The sequence below is a fragment of the Candidatus Nomurabacteria bacterium genome (genome assembly GCA_020632395.1).
In the GTDB taxonomy this organism is placed as follows: domain Bacteria; phylum Patescibacteriota; class Dojkabacteria; order SC72; family JAHDCA01; genus JACKFQ01.
Window position 1 is genome coordinate 238,746 of record JACKFQ010000002.1, and the last position, 24,081, is coordinate 262,826.

Here is a 24,081-nt window from a genome sequence, read left to right on the forward strand (position 1 = left end):
CTTGTCTAATTTGGTACAGCTACGCCATCGATCCAAGAGGCATTATCTCCGATCCAATTGATTAATTTCTTTATCTCCCTAACCCCAACAGATCTGATGGCCTCTTGTAACATATCCAGATCATGATCACTCCCATTTAGAAAATTCATCAGTTCTAGGTTCTGTAATCCACTACTCGAAAGAAAGCCTACTTCTTCGATACTTCTTATCAAATTCCCATAAGTAAATTTGCTCGCCCTGTCTACATCATCAGATCCAAATGAAAAATCAAGATCTACAAGATACTTTCGGGTAAGTTTTTGTACCTTTTCTTGATCTTTAGGTTCACAATTAATATTTGCTCCCATAATAACGCCGTTCCTATGTAGATACACTCCAAATTCTGCTGCTGAAGAGAGAGAACTTTTCAACATGAACTCATCCATGAATCGAGACCCGTTTCCTGAACCCAGCAAAGTTTCAAAGACGGTCAAGGCTGCCAATTCCTCTATACTCTCTACAGGTGGTACGGATAGATCAAGCATATATATCGAAAGATCTATATCTCTTTTGATCTCTATCTTGGATTCACCAGATACAGATGGGAGAGTTATCTTCTGGTGATCATAGCGTACTGATCCACCACTCTCTTTAAATGTACTCGACACGATAGCAGAGATTTCATTCAAGCTCATTCCACCATATGTCACGAACCAAACATTGCTAGGGTGGTAACCTTTCTGATGAAGGTCCCTTAATCCTGAGCTTGTCATACCACCAATGCTAGACTCTGTACCTATCGTGGGATGAGAAAGGGGCGTAGGTGCGAACAAACGAGATCCTATTTCTAATGATAGAGAGGTCCATGGGTCATTCTCACACATCAACCTCTCTTCCTGTATCACCCCGATCTCCTTTTGCACATCTTCTTCTCTAAGGATCGGATTAAAGACCCGGTCTGACAAGATATCAAATGCCTGTTTGAAATTTTCTTTTGTTGAATATTGATAGTATGTTGTCATAGATAACCATGTCCATGCATTCTGATAGTTACCAAGACTAGATACTAGATTGTCAGTATCTGCACGCACAGGATACTTCTCACTTCCATTGAAAAGCATATGCTCCAAAAAATGGGCGATCCCATACTGATCAGGAGTGATCTCATCTCCTGAACCGAAGCCGACATAAAAATCCAACAATACCGATTTCATAAAAGGGACGTGATAATGTACATGTTTCAATCCGTTATCGTATGTGATGAATTCTCTTTTAGGCATTAGATAGGATATCTTGTAATTTAGTACGTGTTTCCTCAGATAAGCTACCGTTTACTACAAGATATGGCTGTCCTTTGGACAGAAATCTTTCGAACAGTTCAGAGATATCTTTCTTTGAAACCTTCGCAATACCTTCAACTAGATCGTCATAACTCGGGATCGGAGCTCCCCTGATCGCATATGATAGATAGAGAGATATAACACCAGAAGGGGAATCGTATGCACGATCTAACTTCCCTTTGAAATAGGCTTTTGCCATGTCAAATTGCTTTTCATCGTATCTTCCAGACCTAACGTCCTGATAGATCTCTAACATGATCTTGGCTACTAACGGAACATTCTTTTCGGACAAACCCGCAAAAAGATATGCCGTGCCCCGGTCAATTAGCACATCATGTGAATAAGCAGTATAGTATGCTGCCGAGAGGTCGTGACGTATCCTATCCATCGCAATACCCGTCAATCCACTATAGATTATAGAACTTGCAACCTGACGTACCTCATAATTAGTCCCAAAAGATCCGGGGGTCTGATAACCAAGATATAGAACCTTCTGCTCAAGATCTCTTTCTAGATATCTAACTCGATCTGTCAACTTGCTCTTTATGAGATCCCTCTTGTGTGAGTACTCTTTGTTTTCAATTTGTATATTATCAGGTCCGATCAATCTAAACAGGATACGATCCGAAATGACTTGAGCTTGAGCATCTTTTACATCATCTAGGTTAATTTTAAGGAATGATTCTTTTGTTCCTAATATAGGTCTTTCCTGAAAGACGATCTCCTTGAAAGTTTTGCTGGCTTGACTCCTATCATCTGACTGGATCTCATCTCGTTTAGTAGAAATTGTCTTTTTTATCTTCTCCAGTATCTCTTCGGTTGTCAGTACATCTTCTATGATGTGATCCAAGAGTTGCTTTGCAGTTTCGACATTTTCTCTTGGGACAGAAAGGTAGATGAAGAGATCCTCACGTCCTGCTTCAGCTGAAAAAACGGCTCCAGTTCTTTCCAATTCGATAAATAACTTTGTTGCATCAGGGAATTTAGTAGTCCCGTAGTTATAGGAATCCACAAGAACATTAGCAAGTCCTTCTTTACCCAAAGGGTCATTGTGCGATCCGAACGGGATCATATAACCTATGATCGTTGTAAGATATCCATTAGTTGGATCGTTTACCACCATTTGCAAATTATCTTGATGTCAATTAATGTCATGATAAATATGACCTTGTGATTGTAATATATTTTATGCCACTATTAAACAGTGCATATCATACAAAGCAGATCCGTACCAAACTCCTTGAGTATATTGAGCGATATATGGGTACAGAATACGATCAGCAGCTAATCATGGCCGATGCAATAGCTTTCTCGAATCTCCATCCATTGCAAAGAAGCTCATACGGGACATCCTATGATCATTCTGTAAGGGTGACGAACTGTATCGTATACGAATTTAAAGTAGCTACACCAAACAATTTTGTTATAGCTCTTTTACACGATATCATAGAAGACGGAAATGTGAACATTGTTGATCTGGAGCAATTATTTGGGATGGAGATATCAAACAGCATACAGATATTGACCAGAAAACCAAGTGCTCTATCAGGGATAGAAAGCGACCTAGAGAGGATCAAAGAGAATCTTGAGCTATTAGATCATAGTGAAGATATCAGGTTGGTGAAGTGTGCCGACAGGTTAGACAATCTAAGAGATATGTTACAAATACCACCTGACACCAAGCTATACCCTAAGATCCCCAAATGGGTAGCCGAAACGAAATTATCTATCTTGCCGTTAGCAGAGATCACAAATTCGATCGCGTTAAAAAAGATCGAGAAGGAGGTCGAAAGTGTCGAAAAGTTTTTCTCTCAAGAGGTTAAGGATCAGATTATCCGACTAAAAGAAGCCATGAGAGCAGATGGCATGAGAGTGAGTAACAGGTACACCAGTTAGACAGGATTATCCTTCTGATCAGCAGATATTTCAAATATTCGCCTAAATATCACTTAGCTCATGAAGATGCTTTGATCAAGTCTTTAGACTGAAATTCTTGTTGGATAATGGGTGATGATTACAATAAAAAATGGCTGGACATGAAAAAATACCCAGCAAGCGACAACCCCCTATAAAATCACACCTATACAACACTCTACTCACGGCTCAACAACCGATACACCCTGTACATCAGAGCGATAACGCGAACAACCCGTCGCCCATAATGTATTGTATTTACCAAATTCAGGGAACAACATACACACGACCGCATCCCCGGAACCGACCTTCAGATCAACCCGACCAGGAGAACCTAGTGCGTACCTTGTAGGATCGGAGTTATCATACGCTATCGCCTCCACCTCGCCCTCACCACCAGAAGTGCTATTAGCACGAATATTTACAGATCCGTTACTCTGCGTAAACTGCAGATCTATACTCTGGGTATCAGTTTGAGGAGAGGTTGAACCGCCACCAACTATGATGATATTGCGAAAAGTGGTCTCAGATCCCGAGATACTCACCTGCACAGAATATATTCCATCTGTGAGATCTGATATCGTTATCTGTGCTTTTCCTTTTATTAACTGAGATCTTGTTGTAAAAACATTTTCAACTTTCGTAGAGACTGAGGTAGATACACTTATATCTCGATTCAAATACGGATCGTAGATTGTCGCCGGATCTGTTGATGCTAATGATACTTTTAATAAAGACACAGAGATCGACCCATCTTGCATTGAGCTATCATCTGAAACTGATGTTGATTCGATATCAATAACAGCACTACCATTCTGCTCAATTACTGGATCCTCGATGATCACACTTATCTTCATAGGTAATTCATAGACCATGTATTGAGAAGTTCCGATAACACCACCCTCCTCGTCAGTGATTATCACATAGTAAAGCTGTTCATTACTCAGATCATCATTGTAAAAAGGTGTAAACAGGTAGTCTGTCGTACCATCTTCATCCAAAAGTATCGCTTCATCAATCACATACTCTTTATCGGCCCAGAAGGCATCGTTCTGATCCGTTGATTGGTATAGAGCTTCATCTACAGACGTTCTATATATCTTTACAGAGGCGGATCCGAGATCATCATATGAACTGAGCGTGATCTTGGCACTCTCACCAAGTAGTAACTCATCTTTATTTTGAGTCAGCATGAGCTTAGAATCATTATATCTCGCCCTGATGAGTATATTTGATCGATACAGTATCTCATCTCCTTTAGATACTTCGAAACTGACTGGATCTGTTATATCATTCACCTTTAGCTCGAATGTTCCCTTAAGGATCTCCTCACCCTTTACTTTGTGATCTTGTGAATAAAGCTGTAGTTGTTCTGAGATCCCGGATTCGTATACTCTGATCGATATGATGTCTCCAGGAACTATTCCAGAGATCTCTTGGAGTACTTCACTAAGAGGGATCTGGTAATTCACCTTATCGCCAGGAAGGTACTCAGGTTTGTCAAAATACGCCTTTAACAAGGAACTTCTGGTCCCATTACCCGAGATCGAAGCAGGAGGTATATCTGTGAATGGTGCGTCATATGTCAGCACTTCGGTCTCTGTGGTGAATTGTAGCCTTGTTGCCTTAGAAGATACTTCAAAATAACCTTCCGAATTTGTACTAGTAGTCATTTCATCGCTTTCTGTCCTAGCTACTATAGAAACATCTGAACGCGCAGTTCCAGTATTTGCATCAAAGACCCATCCAACGAGATCATCTCCCGTTTCTCTAAAATGGATCATCAGGTCTGTTACTATCACTTTCAAACCTTTCCTTTCAAAACCATCATCTGCGACAAGGAGATAAGCACCGGTCTTAGGTGGTGTATAGATCAAATTTTCTGCGGATTGTATCAATTGAGTATAAATTGGCTCAACAAGTCCATTTGCAGTAGACATTGTTATACTTTCTATCTGACCTTCTGCAGTATTAGCTTCTATCTCGTAGACCTGGTATCGGACAGTGTCGTTAACAGATGAAGATGCATGAGCTATGATACTTCTGTTCATGATCACATCATCATGGGGAAAATCCCATTTCAATATGACCTCATCTCTTCTATCCGTCGTGGTAAATGATATCGATCGATCCCTTCCTAGTGATACACCGTCCTTATTTTTCAAATTCCCGTCTATCGTTAAGGTGTATGTAGTCTTTGCGAGTAATTTCAAAACTGGATGGATAGTCAACACATTTCCTGAAGATTTTGTTGTAAATACTGTATTTGGAGAAAGAGATATATGATCAGAAATGGTATCAAGATCGATATTCATATTGTTGAACTCTACCTCAATATCAGAATCTACATTGACGTTCATCGATTGATCAGTAGGCTTGAAGGAAACTATTTCCAGTTCTGGTTCGACAGGAACTACCCATTCAGTAGGCTCATCTTCTCCTGCTCCTGCCAACATTGTGATCGTATATTTCCCACCTTTCTCTAACGGTGTCGTTGGAGTCAATTCAATGATCACTCGACCATCAACTAAAGTCTGCTCAACATCATATTTCACATTTGGAGAGATCGAGATCAATGTTGTGGGATCCTCGATCTGATCTGTAGTGCTGATCTGGAATTTACTGTCGGCAGCAACATAGCCCGAATCCGTGAGTTTGGTCGGTCGCAGGAGAGCGGTTGGGGTGGCGATAGAAGCTATAGGAGGGATAGGAGGTGGATCTTGTGGGTTCAGATCATCATCCTGAGGCCATAGGTACGTTATAGCTCCGGTGGTCAAGATCAGAAGTAGTACAAGGGATGCGATCAGAATATTTGCTAAAAAGTAAGTATATGTCGATCTAGAGCTCTTCGGAGTGAGCTTTCTTACTAGAGGCGCATCGTCTTCAACATACCCCCCTTTGACCAGTCTGTCTGCTAATTTCGCATCTATAGCAGACAGATCCTCGTTGGACTCACTCTCGGCAATATTTGAAAAAAGTCTTTCTACCGATAATTCTAGATCCTTATCTACCTTCATCTCCTTCGTATTAAATTTTGATCTGATATTACGTTTTTTCATTATATCTTACCCTCCAATTCTTCTTTTAATTTTTCCATAGCACGATAAAGAAGCATCTTCACAGCACCCTCCTTCTTACCAACTATCTCCCCGATCTCGGAAAACTTCATCTCCTCTTTATATCGTAGTTCCAAGATCTCCTTTTCCTCTACAGATAATACCGAAAAGCTCTGAATCAATTGTTTTGAATTCTCCTCACTGATCAATTCCCCAATATAATCTACGTCATCACTTGCAATGATCTCAAAGATCTCATCCTCAACATCTACCTTCCCCTTGCTAACACTTTTCTTTCGATATGAATCATACAGTTTATTCCTAGACACTGTGAACAACCAAGCTTTAATACCATTTTCATCTCGGTCTCTCATTACTTCAGGATGTTCAAACAATTTAATGAACGTGTCTGCTGTAAGATCTTCTGCAAGCTCTTTCTTACCAGTCTTCTTATATATATACCAGTAAATATGCTCACGAAACTTCACGTAGTTCTGTTCAAAGAGCTTCTGGTTCTGCCGATCCATATTTGTTGGGTTATTTTTCTTCAACTCTTTATACGATTTTCAGAAAGTAAAGTAACAGTATTATTCACGATATAACAGCTTTAAATAGCGATCTCTTGTAATAGTTCCACCTCCTTTTTTGCGGTATCCATACTCTTTAAAGCGGGAGTTTCTAAAAGGAATGGGATCGCACGAAACTTCTGGTGATTGACGATTTTTCTGATCGCTTCAAGACCTATCTCACCCTTACCTAGATCTGCATGTCTATCACGATTCGAAGCGAATGGCTTCATAGAATCATTTAGGTGTATAGCTTTAACATTTTGTAGACCAATAGTACTCTCTATCTGTGATACAACTCCCTCCAGATCATTTACCCAGTCATAACCAGAAACGAACATATGTTGAGTATCTAAAACATAACCCATTCTATCTTTCTGCTCTACCCCATCTACCATCTCAGCCAGTTCCTCTAACTTATCACCCATAATATTTCCCGCTCCAGCAGAAGATTCTAGCAAGATCTTGCTTCCTGGAACTTTTTCTAGGATCCAATTCAATCCTTGAGATATCCTTTTCACACCATCTTCCGGAGTCAGATCCTTAGCTGAACCGGGGTGAAAAGTTATCCCTAAGATCTCAAGGTCAGATCCGTTATCTATCACCACTTCTTCCATACGACTGAGTGCGTCTAGATGATTCATCAAGGACACTTTGCTCATATGGAACATCTGTTTATCCTGTCGGGCTAGATTGATCAGATATATTCCATGAATAAGAAGCTTCTTTATTGAGCTATTTTTCTGTGCTTCAATGAAATTCTCGACTTCTTTCTGTTCAACCTCTTTCATTGCCCACCTCATAGGGGCTGAAAACATTGTTTGTATCGAATTGACTCCTAATTCTTCGCCATTCTTTATTGCATTTGCTAATCCTCCTGAGGCAGAAACATGTGCTCCTAAAAATCGCATAATGATACTGATCATTTTACATAACCTATGCTATGTGAATGATTGTGCTATGTCAACGGATTTGATGATCAACCTAGTTGCTCTATATTAAATTAAGATCCTCACAGGAATGCAGTGGGGGTCCGAGGAGGGGGTTGTGATTGGATCGGGAGGATCTGAGGATGGGGAATTTTGAATACTTTAGGTGAGATTTTTAGTAAGTACCCCTACCATATGTCTGTGGCGATTTAATACTATATTAAGGATAATTTTGTTTGAACGTGATCTCGAAATAGAATATAATTGCCAAGCAGAAAAGGAGAGGTGCCTGAGTGGTCGAAAGGAACTCACTGCTAACGAGTCGTAGGCATTAAACCCTACCGCGGGTTCGAATCCCGCCCTCTCCGCCATAATCGACTCACAGTCGCTAATGCTTCATTTTGGTTGTTATCTAAGCTCGGATTTAGTTCGACCCACTTCGGATAGGTGGTTGTAAACTTTTTCACTTTTTGCATAGACTTAAATGGGATTTCAGGCTTTATACTGAGGATTTTGTCTCTTAGATCTACGGTTCGACCCAAATTGAGAAGTATTGCTCTTTTATCGTCAATTGATCCATTATTAAACCTGTTTATTAAGTTTGTACAGAACTCAAGGTTGGTTCTAACTTCGTTGATTATGTGGTCTTGTCTTTTATTGAGGTCTTTTAGTTGTTCGGTTATTTCATCTCTTTTGTAGGATAGATCTAACTTTTGCTTTTCAAATTCCTGTTCTGTGAGTAGTGAATGATCTTTGTTATTCTTACTAATCATTAATTTAACGAGTGAATCAAGCTCGTCAGTGGTTTCAGTGAGTAGCTTTTTATACTTTCGTTGTAAATTCTTTCGCTCTTTAATATCTTCGTCGAAATGGTGTTCTACAAATTTCATTCCCCATTCAATGTAGGCTTCGTCTATTTCAAGACTAGATAGAAATTCATTCATTTGGTTTTCTAACTCATTTTCATTTATAGATTTTTGTTTGCAATCTATCTGTTGAGACTTATGTGAGCAGTGCCAATATTTGTAACTCTTTGTTTCTCTTGTAGATTTAATTTTCTTGTATTTGAGTGGCTCTGGGATTACTGTATAGCCACACTCACCACATTTAATCAGTCCGTTGTATTTATTTTCTGCCTTTGAATCCTGTGGTCTACCATTGTGAGCATTGAAAATGATCTGCAATTCGTCAAATTCTTTCTTTGTAACCATAGGTTTATGCTTACCTTTGAGATAGGTATCCTTATTCTTGAAATATCCGTAGTAAAAAGGATTGTTGAACATTCGATGGAGTGTAGATTTTGAAAACTCCCTTCCGCCTTTTGTTTTTACCTTGTACTCGTTGTTAATTATATCTGCTAGATCAGCAATGCTATGGTTACCTGTAAGAGCTAATTTCCAAAGCTTCTGAATCGGTTTAAAGCGTTTTGGATCTTCAAGTATCCTATTGATTCCTTTCTCGTTGTATCGTTCGTTTAGATAGCCATTAGGGGCATAGTTAGGCATCCAGCCCTTTTCCCTTTTGCTTTTCAATCCCCTGATTACATTCCCTCTGAGATCTCGACTGTATTGATTCGCCATTCCAAATTCTACTGCTGTAAGGATTGCATTATCTTCTGGATAAAAGGTTTTGTTTGGTGTAATGATTGAGGATATTTTGCGAGTTTGGAGAAGATGAGTAACAATTCCTGCTTCAATTGGATTTCTAGCAAGTCTATCCAGTTTCCAACAAAAGAGATTCGAAATTTTTCCCTCGGTTATTAGTTTAGTCATTTCAAGAAAGCCTTCTCTAACATACGGTTCAAGTGCTGTTTTTTCGTCAATAAATTCTTGATTTATTGTAAATCCTAATTGTTTTGCAGTTTGCTTATTGATCTTTCTTTGATCTTCAATTGATTGTGCTTGTCTGCCTTTATCTTCTGTCGATTTACGATTGTATGAAATATTTAGTTTTTCCATGTTGTTTTATTATGAATTTAGATAAACAAAAAGGGGAACTCGTTGGACACAACTTCGCAAAAACGAAATTGTACGAATCCCCCTTTTATCCATCTAATCCTTAAATGGAAAGGCTCGTAATTGCGATTTATTAGTTGTGTCCACTTTATTTTTATCAGATTTTGGTACTTTTGTCACCGCTAGAATCATAAGTTTCATTAGTTTTGTTGCTTGTCTTTTAGCTTTCTCATAATCTAAAGTCTCACCAGTTACCTCTTTATGAGTTTTAATGAATTCCTGAATTTCAATTTCGGATAGTTGAAGAGGTTGATTCATGGTTTGACCTCCCTTTTCAACTTATCCACATCTGAAAATTGATATCTATTACTACTATCTATATTTATCTGTTTATATCTATAGGAGTCTGACTTCGCTTTTGTGTCAGTAGCAACTTTCGTTATTTGGTTAGTAAAATACTTACTATTTGGTGAGTGTTTTACTAAGTTTTTACTTAGTATTTCACTATCAAAATCAGGGGTTTCAGTTGGTGATTTGCTTAGTAAATTCCTGCTTATCCACATTTCTTCTTTGTCTCTATCCCAACCTATGTAGTTTTTATTTACAAGCTTTTTAAGCTCCTTGGTTATATCTGAGGGGTAAAATCCTAGTTTCTGGAAATCAGCGTGATTTAGATAGGCTGTAGCCTTTTTACAACCTATTGAATATCTAGCTATGATCTTGAGTATTTTGATTTGACGTTTTGTAATTGATGGCTCTAGTATCTCTAGTTCGTAGAGGAAAAGAGGAAATCTCAAAAAGGTGAGTTTAAGAATCTCCTGATAATTAGGTTTCGTAAACTCTTGGTATTTTGTTTCTATTAATATTTCTCCTACTGACTGCATAAGCAATATTTAATCAAGCCCAGTAGGAAGCTTTATTTGTTATAATCTATATTGAATCACCTCCTACTGTTTGGATGCCCGTCCACTGTTTGCAGGTGATTCTTTTTTTGTTAGTTATATTATCGCCTGAGTTCTAATTTCATACTAATTTATTGACGATTGATGAGCTTTCAGAATCTCTCGTTTATATTGTATTTACGGTTATTTTCAGAGTTTAGATAAAGTTTGAAATATAGTGTCCTCGCTATAGTCTCCAAGCTATAAAAATCAGTCGTTTTCTACTACATTTTCTAACAGGTACAAGTTTCAAACAAATTTTGATCAACTCGATGACTGAATGAAATACTTCATAAGTATTGATACGAAGGATTGAATGAATGATTGAGAAAAAGTGAAATATCTCGTTTACGAGATCTCGTCCACGATATATTTTGAATGCAAAAAAGACATCCTGAATCAGATGTCTACAATTAAACGAATCAATGAATGGGATTTGTGATTGAAATTGTTTATTGACGACTGAGAGACTCTGCATAGCAAAGAATAACTAATTTATTCGTAACGAATCCCTCAGGTAATTCAACTATAAACAATCTTTATAGTTTTGTCAAAATTATGTTACACTCTTTTTATATGAAAAATGATGAATTAAACAAAAAAGTAGGAATCAATTTAAAGAAAGCTCGGAAAGAAGCTGGACTCACACAAGTTGATTTAGCTAAGCGAATGAATATGTCACCAATGATGATTAGTCGCTACGAAGTAGGACTCAATTCTATTCCATACAAACGAATTGAAAAAATAGCAACAATACTGGGTAAGCCTGTTACATACTTCTTTGATGAAAAGTTTAAGTCAAAAAAATACAAACTGACTGAATCAATATCCATTCAATCCCCCAAAGACATGCTCGCATTCTCACTTGGTAAAAACGCAAATAAACAAGAAGCTATTAAAGAAGCAAAACAACTAATGAAAAACTGGTACAAAGAAAACAATATGAAAGAAACTACTAAAAAATCATTCACAGACTGGTGGGAAGGTAAATAACCAAACATTAACTAAAAGTTATCGTTACAAATGACACAAATTCACACACTAAGCAGCTCAACAAGGTCACATACACAGTGACCGTAGTCGAGGGAGTGATTGGGTGGAGTTCGAAGAAGTCCACCCAATCACCTGCGAAAGTGGTGAATTTGACCTAAATATCAACGATAACGGATTTCAATAAACTGGTTTCTTCTGGTTGATCGTGTACAACCAGTAGGCAATCAGTGTAGTTCAAAAAATCAAAAAGAAATGCTACAATACCCCTATCAATAAATTGCTAAATTCAATCATTGAATGAATCAAAAACGAATGAAAAAGAAAAATCTAGCTAAAAATATAAAAACTCTCAGAATTGAAAAAGGATGGACTCAAGAAGAACTTGCTGAAAAATCAGGAGTTACATATACGACAATAATTAAACTTGAGCAAGGTGTAGTAGATAATCCGACATTGAAAACACTTGAATCATTAGCAATGGTATTTAGTGTTACCTTAGATGATTTAACCCAATAGACAATATAATGACAGACTTAAACAAAGAAAATATTAATAAAATAAACATATTCATTAAGAATGTCGCAAAATATTTTATGGACTTTCTTGAGTCAGACTTCCATAAACACAGAAAACCAAACCGTAAAGTCATTTATAGGGAAAAAAGTAATTTGCTAGTCGGTCAAAGGCTAGATTCATATCCCACTTTTCAGAAGCTCATTACAGAATCAATTAAGGACGGTTTTAATGGCAAGGGAGTAAAGCGTATCACTAAAGGAGTCTATAAGAGATCGGTTCCTAAATCATTTATGGATAAAATAAACAGATTAATCAAGGATTTGGGAGATAATGACGTGCAGAAACTCAGAGATAAAATCCTATCTTACTTTGGTAATCCAAGAGATTTTTCACAGGATATTTATGAAATTGAAGATCAACTAATTGAAGGCATCAAAGCAATTATAAAAGAACATCTAACAATTCCCTTTGTTAATAAGATAAAAACAATTATCCAATCAGTTTCACAAGATGAAAACAACAACCTCTTTATTATTGAAGATGAATTAACAAATAATATATTTGCTCTTATAGAGGAATTTATCCCCGAGATTATTTCAAGCTTAACAGATAAAAATAAACCCCTGAACAAAGAGGATTTCAAAAACTTATTATCAACAGAATCTGTAAAGAGTGTGTTGATATCTTTCTTTGAATCAATGCATACAGCTGACCTATTTGAGGATGTTTCAGAAATGAATAGAAACCTTCAAACGTTGGAAAAACAAGAATTTTATTTGTATTTTTATGATCTATCATATGAAGGTATTACTTATCCAATATTTTATATCCCTTTCAATCTAGTTGAAATCCAAAATGAAAAGACTTATGAAGTTGAGTTTGATTCTCAGGTTTATATTAATAAAAAGGCTTTAGAATATCTTGCACAGGAATACAATTCCGATAGTCAAGATTCACAAGCTACTCTAAAGGAGATTACCAATAGAATTATATATTTAGCAGAATACAAGGATAACTTACCAGATAGATTAAATAGCATCCTGAATGAGATTGTTTCATTTTTTAAACTAGATAAAGATTTTGATCTTAATGATTCTTCGATTCAAAAGTCAAAGAGTTTATTGATTACAGCTTCTAACTCATGTTATATAGCAATCTTTGACAAGTCGGATGAAGCATTGGTTAATGATTATGAAGATATTCTAAAACTTCTTGAGCTTGGCGATTCAAAATTATCAGAAGCTTTTATTCGAATAATTGAAGATTTTATTTACAATAATCCAGTACCATTTGAGGATGAAGTTGAACAAGAATGGGAAGATACATACTCAAGTGATAAATTAATATTTCAAAGTCCTATTCCTCTGAATAGTGAGCAAAGACAGATTGTAAACGCTTTACAGAAAGATGGTTGTAATTACATATCGGTAGAAGGTCCACCAGGGACAGGAAAGAGCCATACTATAACATCAATCGTATTCAACGCTATCCTGAAAGAACAATCAGTCTTAGTACTCTCTGATAAAAAAGAAGCTCTCGACGTAGTTGAAAGTAAAATTAGCGATTCGATGAATAAAGCTCGACCATCAGGAGATTTTCAAAATCCAATACTAAGACTTGGAAAAACAGGTAATACCTATAAAGATATCCTTTCAAGAGCTTCAGTCGAAAAAATTAAAAACTATCATAAAGCATTAAAAAAACATAACGGTAACCTTGAAGATAATATTATAAAGCTTGAGAAAACTTTAAAAGAAGATTTTGAAGCAGAAAGTTTGTCCTATTCAGACATTGATATTGGAAAAATTACAGAGTACTACAATCTACAAAAACTCACCGATGAATGGGAGGAATATGTCGATTTACAAGAATTGTTAAATACTTCTGGGAGTGCTGAAATTCTTGAAAATGTAAATGTAATAATCAAAGAATTACTAGAAACTCTATTGGATCCTAACTATGAAATCTATAATACGCTGAAAATCGAAACTGAAAATCTAAGTTCGATTAATGATTGGACGTTACTAAAACAATCTATAGATACAACAATTCAAGTAAGCGAGAAAGTTCTTGAGATTTATCCTCAGTTAGTAAACCAAATGGTAATATTTGACGCTTTCTCATATGAAGATTTAACGGAATTGAGAGAGATTGTAAGAGAATTCAATGACTTAAAAACACCAATCATTGGATTTTTATTTAAAAAGAAAGACCTTGCAAAAGTTGATCTAAAGTTCAAAAAAACCTTTAATACCTCACTTGAAACGAACCCTTCTAATCAGCTATCCAATATCGAAAAAGCTTTGGAAATCTTCAACTACTTTGAAGAGCTTATTTTCGAATTACAAGATGAATACCCCATAGACCCGTTTACAATATTTCATTATTTATTCGCATTCCAAAACAGTCGTGAAATTATTGGAACTAATATCACTGATAGAATTGAATCATTTGAAGAAATATTTAAGTCCTCAAAGCTTATTCCAGAAACATTTACAAAGATTGGTCTAGATCAAGATAATATAGACTCAATCAAAACTTTAAAAATACTGAATCTTGAAGATAGATTATTTAATAAACTCCTACGATATATAAGTTTGTTTGAGGAACTCGTAGACAGATTTAATAAAATCCCATCATATAACTATATCCTTCTTAAACAACAATTAGAGGAGTTAGTAACAACGAAGATGACTTATTTGATGGATGAAAGATTAATCGATTTTGATAGGAATTATAAAGCGGATAGAATCGCATTAGGAAAGATTATTCAGTCAAAACAGAAATTCCCCAAAGATGATTTCCTCAAGTTGAAGAATGCCTTTCCATGTATTCTCGCAGGCATTCGAGATTATGCAGAATATATTCCATTAGAATCCAATATATTTGATTTAGTTATTATTGACGAAGCCTCACAAGTGAGTATTGCTCAAGCATTTCCAGCTTTGTTAAGAGCTAAAAAAGTACTTGTGCTTGGGGATAGAAAACAGTTTCCAAACGTTAAATCAAGTCAAGCTAAGGGGATAACTAATCAAAACTACCTAAATGTATTAGAGAAATCTTTTAGGGAAAATATATCTTCTGAAACAAAAGAATTAACGAAGTTGAAAAACTTTAATATAAGGACTTCAATATTAGAATTTTTTGACTCAATAAATAACTACAATTCTCTATTGAAGAAACACTTTAGAAGTTATAAGGAGATTATTTCATACTCGAATAAATATTTCTATGGTGATGAATTACAAGTAATGAAGATAAGGGGGAAACATATTGATGAGGTATTGAAATTTACAGTAATAGAGAATCCTGATATTGACGGTCTTATAACAAACACAAATAGATCAGAAGTAAAGGCCGTGATCCAAGAACTTGAGAAACTCCATTTGGAAGATTCAAATCAAAGCATAGGTATTATCACTCCTCATACGAATCAAAGAAAATTATTCATTGATGAAATAGATAGACATCCGTATAGAGAATATTTTTTTGAAAAGCTTAAGCTTAAAATTATGACATTTGATACCTGTCAGGGGGAAGAGCGTGACATAATATTCTATTCAATGGTTGCAAGCAAAGAAAAAGATGGTTTGTCTAATATTTTCATTAAAGATCTTGAAACTTCGCCAGAAGGAAGTATCAGAAAATCAAGGCTAAATGTTGGGTTTAGTCGTGCAAAGGAGACGATGCATTTTTTTATAAGCAAACCGATTGAAGAATTTAAAGGCTCAATAGGTTTGGCTTTACGACACTATCATACGATATTAGAGAAGGGCAAAAACGAGCCTCAAATTAGCGAGGTTGATCCCAATTCACCAATGGAGGAGAAAATATTACATTGGTTAACACAAACAGAGTTTTGGCAAAATAACTTTCCAGATAAGCTTCACCTAAAACCTCAATTTGAAATTGGAAAATACCTTAAACAATTAGATGACACTAATTCATATAACCATCCAAACTATGTTGTAGATTTTTTAATGCTTTACAAAGACGAAAACAATAATACTCATAAAATAATTATTGAATACGATGGATTCAAAGAACATTTTAGTCAGATTGACGAAATTAATGAATTAAATTACTCACATTATTATTCAGAAGATGATGTTTATAGACAAAAGATCTTAGAAAGTTATGGATATAAATTTCTAAGATTGAATAAGTTTAATTTAGGTGAGAACCCAATAAAAACAATAGATACCAATATTAATGAATTGGTTAAAATATCTTTACCTAATAACTTTTTAAATCAAATTCAAGCTGATTTCGAAGCTCTCGAATCGGGAGAAATGAGAGAATGCCCTAAATGCGAAACATTAAGAGAAGTTAATGATTTCCTTGACAGTTCTCTGGTAGGCGGAGTCGGGAGAATTTGCAATCATTGTAAGGGAATTACTAATGGTAAATATGCAAGTTCGAAAAGAAGTTGCCCTAAATGTGGTTCTGCAATGATTTTGAGGTCTGGTCCGTATGGGAGGTTCTATGGTTGTTCAAGATATCCGAATTGTAAAGGAACAAGAAGAATTTAGATTATTGATATATGTCCTGTTCTGAAATTGAGACAAAACTTCATAAGTTACTACAGAAGAAAACATTCTCTGAGATCGAGGTTGTATATATTTTTGTTGAATTAAAGAAATATATTGATCAAAAAGATAAGGACTATAAATATTTTAGGATATTCAGAAATTGGATTGTTCATACAGAACTTACAATAACCTCGCAGGTAAATATGATTGAGAATCTATTTATTGACAATTCAAAAATAGATACCGAACTATTTACAAATTGTTTAAAAGAGGATTTTAAAAATATACTTAAGGTTCATAACTTTGACACATCTCTTGTGAGTATTGATAATAGTTGGTTATCATTTACTAATGGCTTATTAGGGGTATTAAGTAATCAAAGATTGATATCTCCCAAGGCCAAGATTTTAACATTTAAAGATGAGAAAGTTTTCTTAGTCGACTCGGAGTAGATTGCCAAAGACTTTAAACATAAGTACAGTATCTAGACTGCTCAATTCCAGTTCTAACTTCGTTTACAACATCCCGCAGAACAAATGACCCCTTTTGGGGTCGTTTGTTTTGTGGGGAGTAAGAGATCTAAGCTTCACGAAGTGAATGGTTCGCATTGATGTGATATATGCTCTCACATCAATCTAGCGAGCGAAGCGAGCGTTACCCCCGCCCTCTCCGCCATAATCGACTCACAGTCGCTAACGCTTCATTTTCGTTGTTATCTAGGCTCGGATTTAGTTCGACCCACTTCGGATGATGGAAAGGTAAATAATCTATCAATTAACTAAAGGTTATCGTTCAAAATGACACAAATTCACACACTAAGCAGCTCAACAAGGTCACATACACAGTGACCGTAGTCGAGGGAGTGACTGGGTACAACCAGTATGCAATCAGTATCAAATCTGGATATTACTGTGATTATCTTCTTTTTGCCATTTGCTTTTGATTAAGTATTCAGTAAGTTGTTTGTACTCATTTGAATCTAATGATAAATAGAGGTCATAAATTGAATCGTACATACAAAACTTATGCTGATCCTCTATTATTTCAAGCTCGTCAATTATTAGTCGATCAACGATAAAGTTATTAGAGATATTTTTTTTATTTGTGCTAAAGCTTTCTTATCTAAAAGCCCTGAATGTTAATATCTTTAGTTGGAGATAGTATCTAATATATTTATTTCACAATATTTATATTTATCAGTAAAAAAGGAAGAATCAGACGGATCAATTAGTCCTCAGTATAGGTTTCGTCATGTAAATATTCAGTTTCAAGTAAATATCTCATAAGAACGTTTTGTTTTAATTGACTTTAAATTCTGCTATTACAAATAGTTACATCTATTATTCCCTGATTGTGCAGGTTTCCTCATCCAGATTATTAATATCTGTAAGTATGTAACTCATATATGGCTCATGTTTATATTGTCCTAATTCAGAAACAGAACCATCTCCTGTGATTTTATAACAAACTGCCTCAAATATTTGAAGTACGCCACTTCCTTCTGCTGTGTATACTGCTGTCCAATGATCGTCTTTCCTCGAAAAGTAAAGACTTTTAGCAGGAAGAGCGTTCATTTCGTCTGAAATATTTGGATGTGCTGAAAGTAAAGCCTCTTTTGCAAATTCTTGCGAGAATGAATCATTAAAAGAATTCTCTATTTCAACCTCAATGTTCTTTCGAGAAGTATCGCTAATTGATAATATTAGTTTTTGTCCCTCTGCGACTTCTTTATCTAAGACATTAAATAAATCATATACACTAAACCTTTCCGTTGATTCACCCATTATTTCGCATGCACCATCTGAATAGTGGTATATAGATACAGGGACTACAGAAGGCTCAGAGTCTGTCCAATTACTACCAATGTATAACTTAAATTTATGAGGAGAACATCCGCTATACTTTAAACTTATAAGTAGTTCACCATTATTATATTTGGCATCTGTTAATGTGACATCGTCTGATACAGGAAGTTGAGTTTCATCGTCAATAAAAACAATAGGGTTGTCGTCAAAATCCATATCATTTTGATCAAATGATGAGTCTAGTTTGTCTACAGGTACTTCATCAACTGATGTATTTACATTATTATAGATTGAAAAGCCAAAAATCATTATCAAGGTTAAACCTAGCACAAAACTTGATATTATAATGACTTGATTTTTCTTCGCTTTAATACTCTCAATTACATTAAAGATTAAATAAAATACTGATGAGTATACAAGTACATTCACAAAACCTTTTATAAAATTGAATGATTGGTTAAATGGGATTGGAGTTGACGGAAGTTCTGACCAGTCTATATTTCTACTTACAGAATAGAATTGTGCAGGCCATCCAAATCTTTCGTGGTACATCATCCCACCGTATTTCCCTTGAGCTACAATAAGACTTAGTAATGTAAATATAATCCCCAGCCCTAATGCTATTGAATATGTTTTGAAACTTAGTTTCTTTTGCATTAACGAAACTACAGCTACAGAGCCTAGTGCGAGAATCACAACTACTAGTAATTGTAGTGCAACTAATTCGGTAAGAGAGTTATAAATCAACATAGTTTCATAATATTAATATCTTAGATATTAGGGATAATTATAATCTATTCCTGAATAATAGATATAACGAAATCCCTTTTATAATAGTAACAATAAAAGCTACAAATAATCTGAATAGTTAGATTCTTAATAAAATCTTCGATGAAAATCCAGTTCTAACTTCGTTTACAACATCCATCAGAACAAATGACCCCTTTTGGGGTCGTTTGTTTTGTGGGGAGTAAGAGATCTAAGCTTCACGAAGTGAAGGTTCGCATTGATGTGATATATGCTCTCACATCAATCTAGCGAGCGAAGCGAGCGTTACCCCCGCCCTCTCCGCCATAATCGACTCACAGTCGCTAACGCTTCATTTTCGTTGTTATCTAGGCTCGGATTTAGTTCGACCCACTTCGGATAGGTGGTTGTAAACTTTTTAACTTTTTGCATAGACTTAAATGGGATATCTGGCTCTATACTGAGGATTTTGTCTCTTAGGTCTACGGTTCGACCCAAATTGAGAAGTATCTCTCTTTTATCCTCAATTGACCCCGATATTCTAGATTAATTCTAATCCCTATCTTCTTCTTCTCAACCTTTCGGGGTTAGTCGCTCTGAGAGCGAGTTCTTGGCGGATTAGTCTTATACGATCCTCCATATTCTTATCGGTTCTCTCAAGACAATATGTTAATTCAGTTTCTAAAGGATTAACAGGAATATAATCTTCGTTTACGATCCAAAATTCTACACGTTCGGATTCAATTGTAGAAGAAATGAACAATGTTACAGCTACACCATCGATACAATAACTCCCATCTTCTTCAGTAGCAAAAGCAGCAAGAGCCTTACGACTATCTTCATAAAGGCTTTCATCAACCGCGATATCGATATCGTTTGGAAACAGATCTAGTCCATGTACATAAAGAGCTGCACTTGAAACAATAATCCAAAGTGGCGTTTCTGTTAATGTAAGATTTCTCGCAATTTCAGATAATGCTGTATCAATCTTTTCACGTTCTGCTCCGTTTTCAGGATTACTCATAAAATTTAAAGTCCTAGATAAGTTTAAGCACTTAAAAAATTGCATAATTATAAGGTGAACCCCATTCTTTGGACACGATTTGCCCAAAGTTAAGGTGGATTAACCTCCTTTCCCTTGATTTAATAATTAAAGTATACATCAGCAGGAGTTCTCTTCTCAAGTGAGCTATGTCTCCTCTGATGGTTGTAGAACAAAAAGTACTTCTCTAGTCGATCTCGAGCTTCGTTTCCGTCAGCATAATCATACAGGTACACTTCCTCATATTTCACAGTTCTCCACAACCTCTCGATGAAGATATTGTCAAATGCCCGACCCCTCCCATCCATGCTGATCTTTACACTGTAAATTTTCAGAAGATCCGTGTACTCCTGACTGGTATACTGGCTTCCCTGATCTGTATTCGAAATCTGTGGCCGGCCTTGGTTTAAAGCCTCCTGTAGAACACTGACACAACCTGACTTATGCATTGTATTTGTCAATTTCCAGCTGATTACATATCTTGAATACCAATCCATTTCGGCTATCAGATACAAGAATCCATGTCGCATTCTGATGTACGTAATGTCACTGCACCAGACCTGATTTGGTTTCGTTATCTCAAGATCTTTGAGCAAGTACGGATATTTCTGGTCAACCTCATTGAATTTGCTGAGATTCTTTTTGGGCACTACTGCCGATATGCCCAACAGATTCATCAGTCGTAGAACCTTCTTGTGATTCACATCGTCTCCTGTGGTATTAAGTTCGTCCGTAATTGGTCTATACCCGTAAAAGGGTCTTTTTGTGTAGATCTCATCGATTCGATTAAGTAGGTATTGGTCATATTCACTGACTTCTACTGGTTTGTAGTAGTAAGTACTTTTGTTCAACTGTAAAAGAGCTATTTGATCCTTTTTCGTCAGTACACTATTTTTTTCTACAAGTCGTCGTTTCTCCTCATTCGTCAATTCCCATCTTTTTTTTTAGCCAGTCCAAACTATACTCCAGTTTGCCTATCTTTCTATACAGGTCTTCAATGAGCCTCTCTTTTTCCTTCAGTTCTAAGCTCAGGTCTTTTTTGTCAAATCCGGCTTTCAGAATCTCCTCTGCCTGGGTTTTCCATTTTGCGATTTGATTTGGGTGTATCCCAAACTTTGACCCTAGTTCAGCCATTGTTTCATTTTCTGCCATTGCTGTCTTTGCAACCGTGGCCTTAAATGCCGCTGAGTGTTTTCTTCTTATTTTTCCCATACCTCATTTTACACCTTAACCTCGTGTCCAGTTTTTGGGGTTCACCTCATTACTTTAACCAGAGAAGAAAGCGGTTGTGATTCGAGTTTGTTCCAGAGGCGTAAAAAATGAACAGATTTACTTGCAGAGACTAATCATTATGGCTAGAGTATGTACAGATAGAATAATCAAACCTTAGGATTAAGCTTTATTAGATTTTGTAAATGAAAAAGATAATTATTTTAAGATTAATTAGAATCACATGGCAGATAACAAAACCCTCATAATCCGCAATTCAACAGCAGAATTTCTAATATTCACATCCCAAGCAGGTGAAAATAGTATTGAAGTTAGATATCAAGATGAGACTGTATGGCTCAGTCAAAAAATGATTGCAGAACTCTTTGCAGTTGATGTTAGGACAGTTAATGAACACCTTAAAAATATTTATGAAAGTAGAGAATTAATGGAGGATTCAACTATCCGGAAATTCCGGATAGTTCAAAAAGAGGGTGAAAGGGATGTTTCTAGAGAAATTGATTTCTATAATCTCGATGCAATTATTTCCGTTGGATATAGAGTTAATTCTGTTCGAGCTACGCAATTTCGACAATGGGCTACTCAAGTATTGAGAAACTTTGCAATCAAGGGGTATGTACTTGATAAAAAACGACTTGAGAATGGAGTACTACTAGATGAAAACTATTTTGAGAGGCTACTCGAAGAGATTAGAGAAATTCGACTAAGTGAAAGGATGTTCTATCAAAAGATTACAGATATATACACAACAAGTATTGATTACAATAAAGATGCGCCAACAACTAAAGATTTCTTTGCAAAAGTCCAAAACAAACTACACTTTGCTATACATGGTCATACCGCTGCAGAACTGATAAAAGAAAGAGCTAGTAGCAAAAAAGAAAATATGGGACTAACAACATGGGAAAAAGCTCCGTCAGGTAAAATTCTTAAAAGCGATGTAGGTATAGCTAAGAATTATTTGACTAAAGATGAGTTAGAATCACTCGGTAGGGTTGTAAACTCTTTTCTTGATCTGGCAGAAGATCGTGCTAAAAGACAAATACCAAGTACAATGGAAGACTGGAGCAAACTTCTTGACTCATTTCTTGAACTTAGCGAAAGAGCAAAACTGGATGGGAAAGGAAGCGTCTCAGCTGAGACTGCATTAAAATTTGCATCAAGCGAATTTGAAAAATTTAGGATATTACAAGATAAATTATTCGAGAGTGATTTTGATAAAGAAGTTAAGCACCTACTTCAAGATAATGAAAATAAAGAAAAGGATTAAGTCTAGATCATAAAGAATATATGGAAACACCAATTTTCTACGAAACTGAAACAGAAAATGCACGACTAATAGCTGAAATGCTTCATAGGCATAGAGTTACCCCAAGAGTAGTTCTCACTCCTGTCGGTGGTTATCCATAGCCTGTCTTTTTTTACTGAGGAATTCCCAAATGCAGAAATCATTAGCTTTGATAATAATCGAAGACAAATAAGAGAATTCGAAACTCAAGTAGTAGATGTAACAGGTAGGAAGCCTCGTCATATGGATGTTAGTAATACTGACGCCTTATCAGGTATTCTCGATCGTCACCAAGTCGAATTAGCATTTATGTCAAATATTCCTGATTACCTTGAACCAGAAATCGCAGAAGATACCGTAGGAGTGCTAGTAGAATATGAAGTCCCATGGATAATGGCTTCCCATATGAGAAATGGCTCAAGACAAAGAGGATACAAACCCGAAGGGCTACAAAGTTTTGTTGATACTCTTAGAGAAGAAGGATACAAGATCAAAAGAGCAACTGACAGCTCTGGAAGATATGACATCTCAGATTACTATTTAGCAATTCTTGAATAGTTAGAAGTTGAGATTCATTACCATATGAATTCTCATAGTTCTAACTTCGTTTACAACATCCCGCCATAGAAAATAGAAGTCCACTCTATGTGGACTTTTGTTTTCTAAGGACGAGGATGCGGTAGATACAACCTCACCGAAGGTGAAGATTCGCATTGATGTGACATATGCTCTCACATCAATCTAGTGAGCGTTACCCCCGCCCTCTCTTTGGAAAACCAATATGCTATAATCGGCAATAACCTTAGTCCAATTTACTTCAATGATTCAATCAATTATTAACCTTATAATTACATTAACAGCTCTATTCGCAATTCCACTGATTGGAATATCCGGAACAATAGCATTGATTATGAAGCTTGCAAAATCTGAAGACTCAAAAGTTTATTTGGTATCAAAGAAAATATTTCTAATATCGATTTCAGTATTCGCTTTATCATTCGTAGCTGTGTTAATTGTCAACTCTATAATCTAAGTATTATAGAAAATTCCAAACACTAACCACGTACCCCGCTATAGAAAATAGAAATCCACCAAGGACTTGAGTTCCTTCTTTAACAGATACATAACTAGCTTCCATATCTTATGTATATTTACCTAATTGTAGATATTTGTTTTGTTTTCGCATTGCAAGGCGTGTGAATTATTAACAAGTGTGAGTTAGATCTGTATCAACTTATGATATGGATA

19 protein-coding genes and 1 tRNA gene are annotated in these 24,081 nt (G+C 35.9%); 8 read left to right on the top strand and 12 right to left on the bottom strand.

The window, feature by feature from the left end; translation table 11 throughout:
• Nucleotides 1-5: 5 nt before the first annotated feature.
• Together H6763_03155 and H6763_03160 are read right to left on the bottom strand one after the other, a co-directional pair.
• Nucleotides 6-1,193 (bottom strand): insulinase family protein, encoded by a 1,188-nt coding sequence (locus H6763_03155; GenBank protein ID MCB9803805.1) that lies wholly within the window; start codon nucleotides 1,191-1,193, stop codon nucleotides 6-8.
• A 58-nt stretch (nucleotides 1,194-1,251) separates the two neighbouring features.
• The gene (locus H6763_03160; protein ID MCB9803806.1) at nucleotides 1,252-2,442 is read right to left on the bottom strand and encodes an insulinase family protein; all 1,191 of its coding nucleotides are present in this window, start codon (nucleotides 2,440-2,442) and stop codon (nucleotides 1,252-1,254) included.
• A 65-nt stretch (nucleotides 2,443-2,507) separates the two neighbouring features.
• Between H6763_03160 and H6763_03165 the strand changes: the two genes are divergently transcribed.
• Entirely contained in the window at nucleotides 2,508-3,215 is a 708-nt protein-coding gene (locus tag H6763_03165; GenBank protein MCB9803807.1) for a bifunctional (p)ppGpp synthetase/guanosine-3',5'-bis(diphosphate) 3'-pyrophosphohydrolase, read from the top strand.
• A 200-nt stretch (nucleotides 3,216-3,415) separates the two neighbouring features.
• On the opposite strand, the gene H6763_03170 is transcribed toward H6763_03165, so the two are convergent.
• From H6763_03170 to H6763_03180, 3 genes are all read right to left on the bottom strand, one after another.
• On the bottom strand, nucleotides 3,416-6,292 hold the full coding sequence (locus H6763_03170; protein ID MCB9803808.1) for an Ig-like domain-containing protein: 2,877 nt from the start codon (nucleotides 6,290-6,292) through the stop codon (nucleotides 3,416-3,418).
• On the bottom strand, nucleotides 6,292-6,816 hold the full coding sequence (locus H6763_03175) for an RNA polymerase sigma factor (protein MCB9803809.1): 525 nt from the start codon (nucleotides 6,814-6,816) through the stop codon (nucleotides 6,292-6,294). Before H6763_03175 ends, H6763_03170 begins: the two co-directional genes overlap by 1 nt.
• An 80-nt stretch (nucleotides 6,817-6,896) precedes the next feature.
• On the bottom strand, nucleotides 6,897-7,766 hold the full coding sequence (locus H6763_03180; GenBank protein MCB9803810.1) for a deoxyribonuclease IV: 870 nt from the start codon (nucleotides 7,764-7,766) through the stop codon (nucleotides 6,897-6,899).
• A gap of 297 nt (nucleotides 7,767-8,063) precedes the next feature.
• Between H6763_03180 and H6763_03185 the strand changes: the two genes are divergently transcribed.
• A tRNA-Ser gene (locus H6763_03185) sits at nucleotides 8,064-8,155 on the top strand.
• Here the strand turns inward: H6763_03185 and H6763_03190 are convergent.
• The 3 genes from H6763_03190 to H6763_03200 all read right to left on the bottom strand — a co-directional run bounded on the left by H6763_03190 (nucleotide 8,123) and on the right by H6763_03200 (nucleotide 10,623).
• Nucleotides 8,123-9,742, bottom strand: coding sequence for a recombinase family protein (locus H6763_03190; protein ID MCB9803811.1), 1,620 nt, complete (start codon nucleotides 9,740-9,742; stop codon nucleotides 8,123-8,125). The two genes, H6763_03185 and H6763_03190, sit on opposite strands and share 33 nt — an antisense overlap.
• 93 nt (nucleotides 9,743-9,835) lie before the next feature.
• Nucleotides 9,836-10,057, bottom strand: coding sequence for a hypothetical protein (locus H6763_03195; protein MCB9803812.1), 222 nt, complete (start codon nucleotides 10,055-10,057; stop codon nucleotides 9,836-9,838).
• Nucleotides 10,054-10,623 carry a hypothetical protein gene (locus tag H6763_03200; protein ID MCB9803813.1) on the bottom strand — a complete coding sequence of 190 codons (570 nt, stop codon included), beginning with the start codon at nucleotides 10,621-10,623 and terminating at the stop codon, nucleotides 10,054-10,056. The genes H6763_03195 and H6763_03200 overlap by 4 nt, the downstream gene beginning before the upstream one ends.
• Before the next feature lie 633 nt (nucleotides 10,624-11,256).
• Here H6763_03200 and H6763_03205 point away from each other — a divergent pair.
• The 4 genes from H6763_03205 to H6763_03220 all read left to right on the top strand — a co-directional run bounded on the left by H6763_03205 (nucleotide 11,257) and on the right by H6763_03220 (nucleotide 17,173).
• Nucleotides 11,257-11,673: a helix-turn-helix transcriptional regulator gene (locus H6763_03205; GenBank protein MCB9803814.1), complete on the top strand. Its 417-nt coding sequence runs from the start codon at nucleotides 11,257-11,259 to the stop codon at nucleotides 11,671-11,673.
• Between the two features lie 312 nt (nucleotides 11,674-11,985).
• Entirely contained in the window at nucleotides 11,986-12,189 is a 204-nt protein-coding gene (locus H6763_03210; protein ID MCB9803815.1) for a helix-turn-helix transcriptional regulator, read from the top strand.
• Nucleotides 12,190-12,197: 8 nt separating this feature from the next.
• Entirely contained in the window at nucleotides 12,198-16,721 is a 4,524-nt protein-coding gene (locus H6763_03215; GenBank protein MCB9803816.1) for a topoisomerase DNA-binding C4 zinc finger domain-containing protein, read from the top strand.
• 11 nt (nucleotides 16,722-16,732) lie between these two features.
• Nucleotides 16,733-17,173 (top strand): hypothetical protein, encoded by a 441-nt coding sequence (locus H6763_03220; GenBank protein ID MCB9803817.1) that lies wholly within the window; start codon nucleotides 16,733-16,735, stop codon nucleotides 17,171-17,173.
• A gap of 888 nt (nucleotides 17,174-18,061) precedes the next feature.
• Here the strand turns inward: H6763_03220 and H6763_03225 are convergent.
• The 4 genes from H6763_03225 to H6763_03240 form a co-directional block, all read right to left on the bottom strand.
• The gene (locus tag H6763_03225) at nucleotides 18,062-19,276 is read right to left on the bottom strand and encodes a hypothetical protein (GenBank protein MCB9803818.1); all 1,215 of its coding nucleotides are present in this window, start codon (nucleotides 19,274-19,276) and stop codon (nucleotides 18,062-18,064) included.
• A 556-nt stretch (nucleotides 19,277-19,832) separates the two neighbouring features.
• On the bottom strand, nucleotides 19,833-20,297 hold the full coding sequence (locus H6763_03230; GenBank protein ID MCB9803819.1) for a hypothetical protein: 465 nt from the start codon (nucleotides 20,295-20,297) through the stop codon (nucleotides 19,833-19,835).
• Between the two features lie 119 nt (nucleotides 20,298-20,416).
• Nucleotides 20,417-21,244 carry an IS3 family transposase gene (locus H6763_03235; protein MCB9803820.1) on the bottom strand — a complete coding sequence of 276 codons (828 nt, stop codon included), beginning with the start codon at nucleotides 21,242-21,244 and terminating at the stop codon, nucleotides 20,417-20,419.
• Nucleotides 21,234-21,527 carry a transposase gene (locus tag H6763_03240; GenBank protein ID MCB9803821.1) on the bottom strand — a complete coding sequence of 98 codons (294 nt, stop codon included), beginning with the start codon at nucleotides 21,525-21,527 and terminating at the stop codon, nucleotides 21,234-21,236. The genes H6763_03235 and H6763_03240 overlap by 11 nt, the downstream gene beginning before the upstream one ends.
• Before the next feature lie 241 nt (nucleotides 21,528-21,768).
• Between H6763_03240 and H6763_03245 the strand changes: the two genes are divergently transcribed.
• Together H6763_03245 and H6763_03250 are read left to right on the top strand one after the other, a co-directional pair.
• Nucleotides 21,769-22,815, top strand: coding sequence for a virulence RhuM family protein (locus H6763_03245; protein ID MCB9803822.1), 1,047 nt, complete (start codon nucleotides 21,769-21,771; stop codon nucleotides 22,813-22,815).
• Nucleotides 22,816-23,076: 261 nt separating this feature from the next.
• Entirely contained in the window at nucleotides 23,077-23,391 is a 315-nt protein-coding gene (locus tag H6763_03250) for a hypothetical protein (GenBank protein ID MCB9803823.1), read from the top strand.
• The last annotated feature ends 690 nt before the right edge of the window (nucleotides 23,392-24,081 follow it).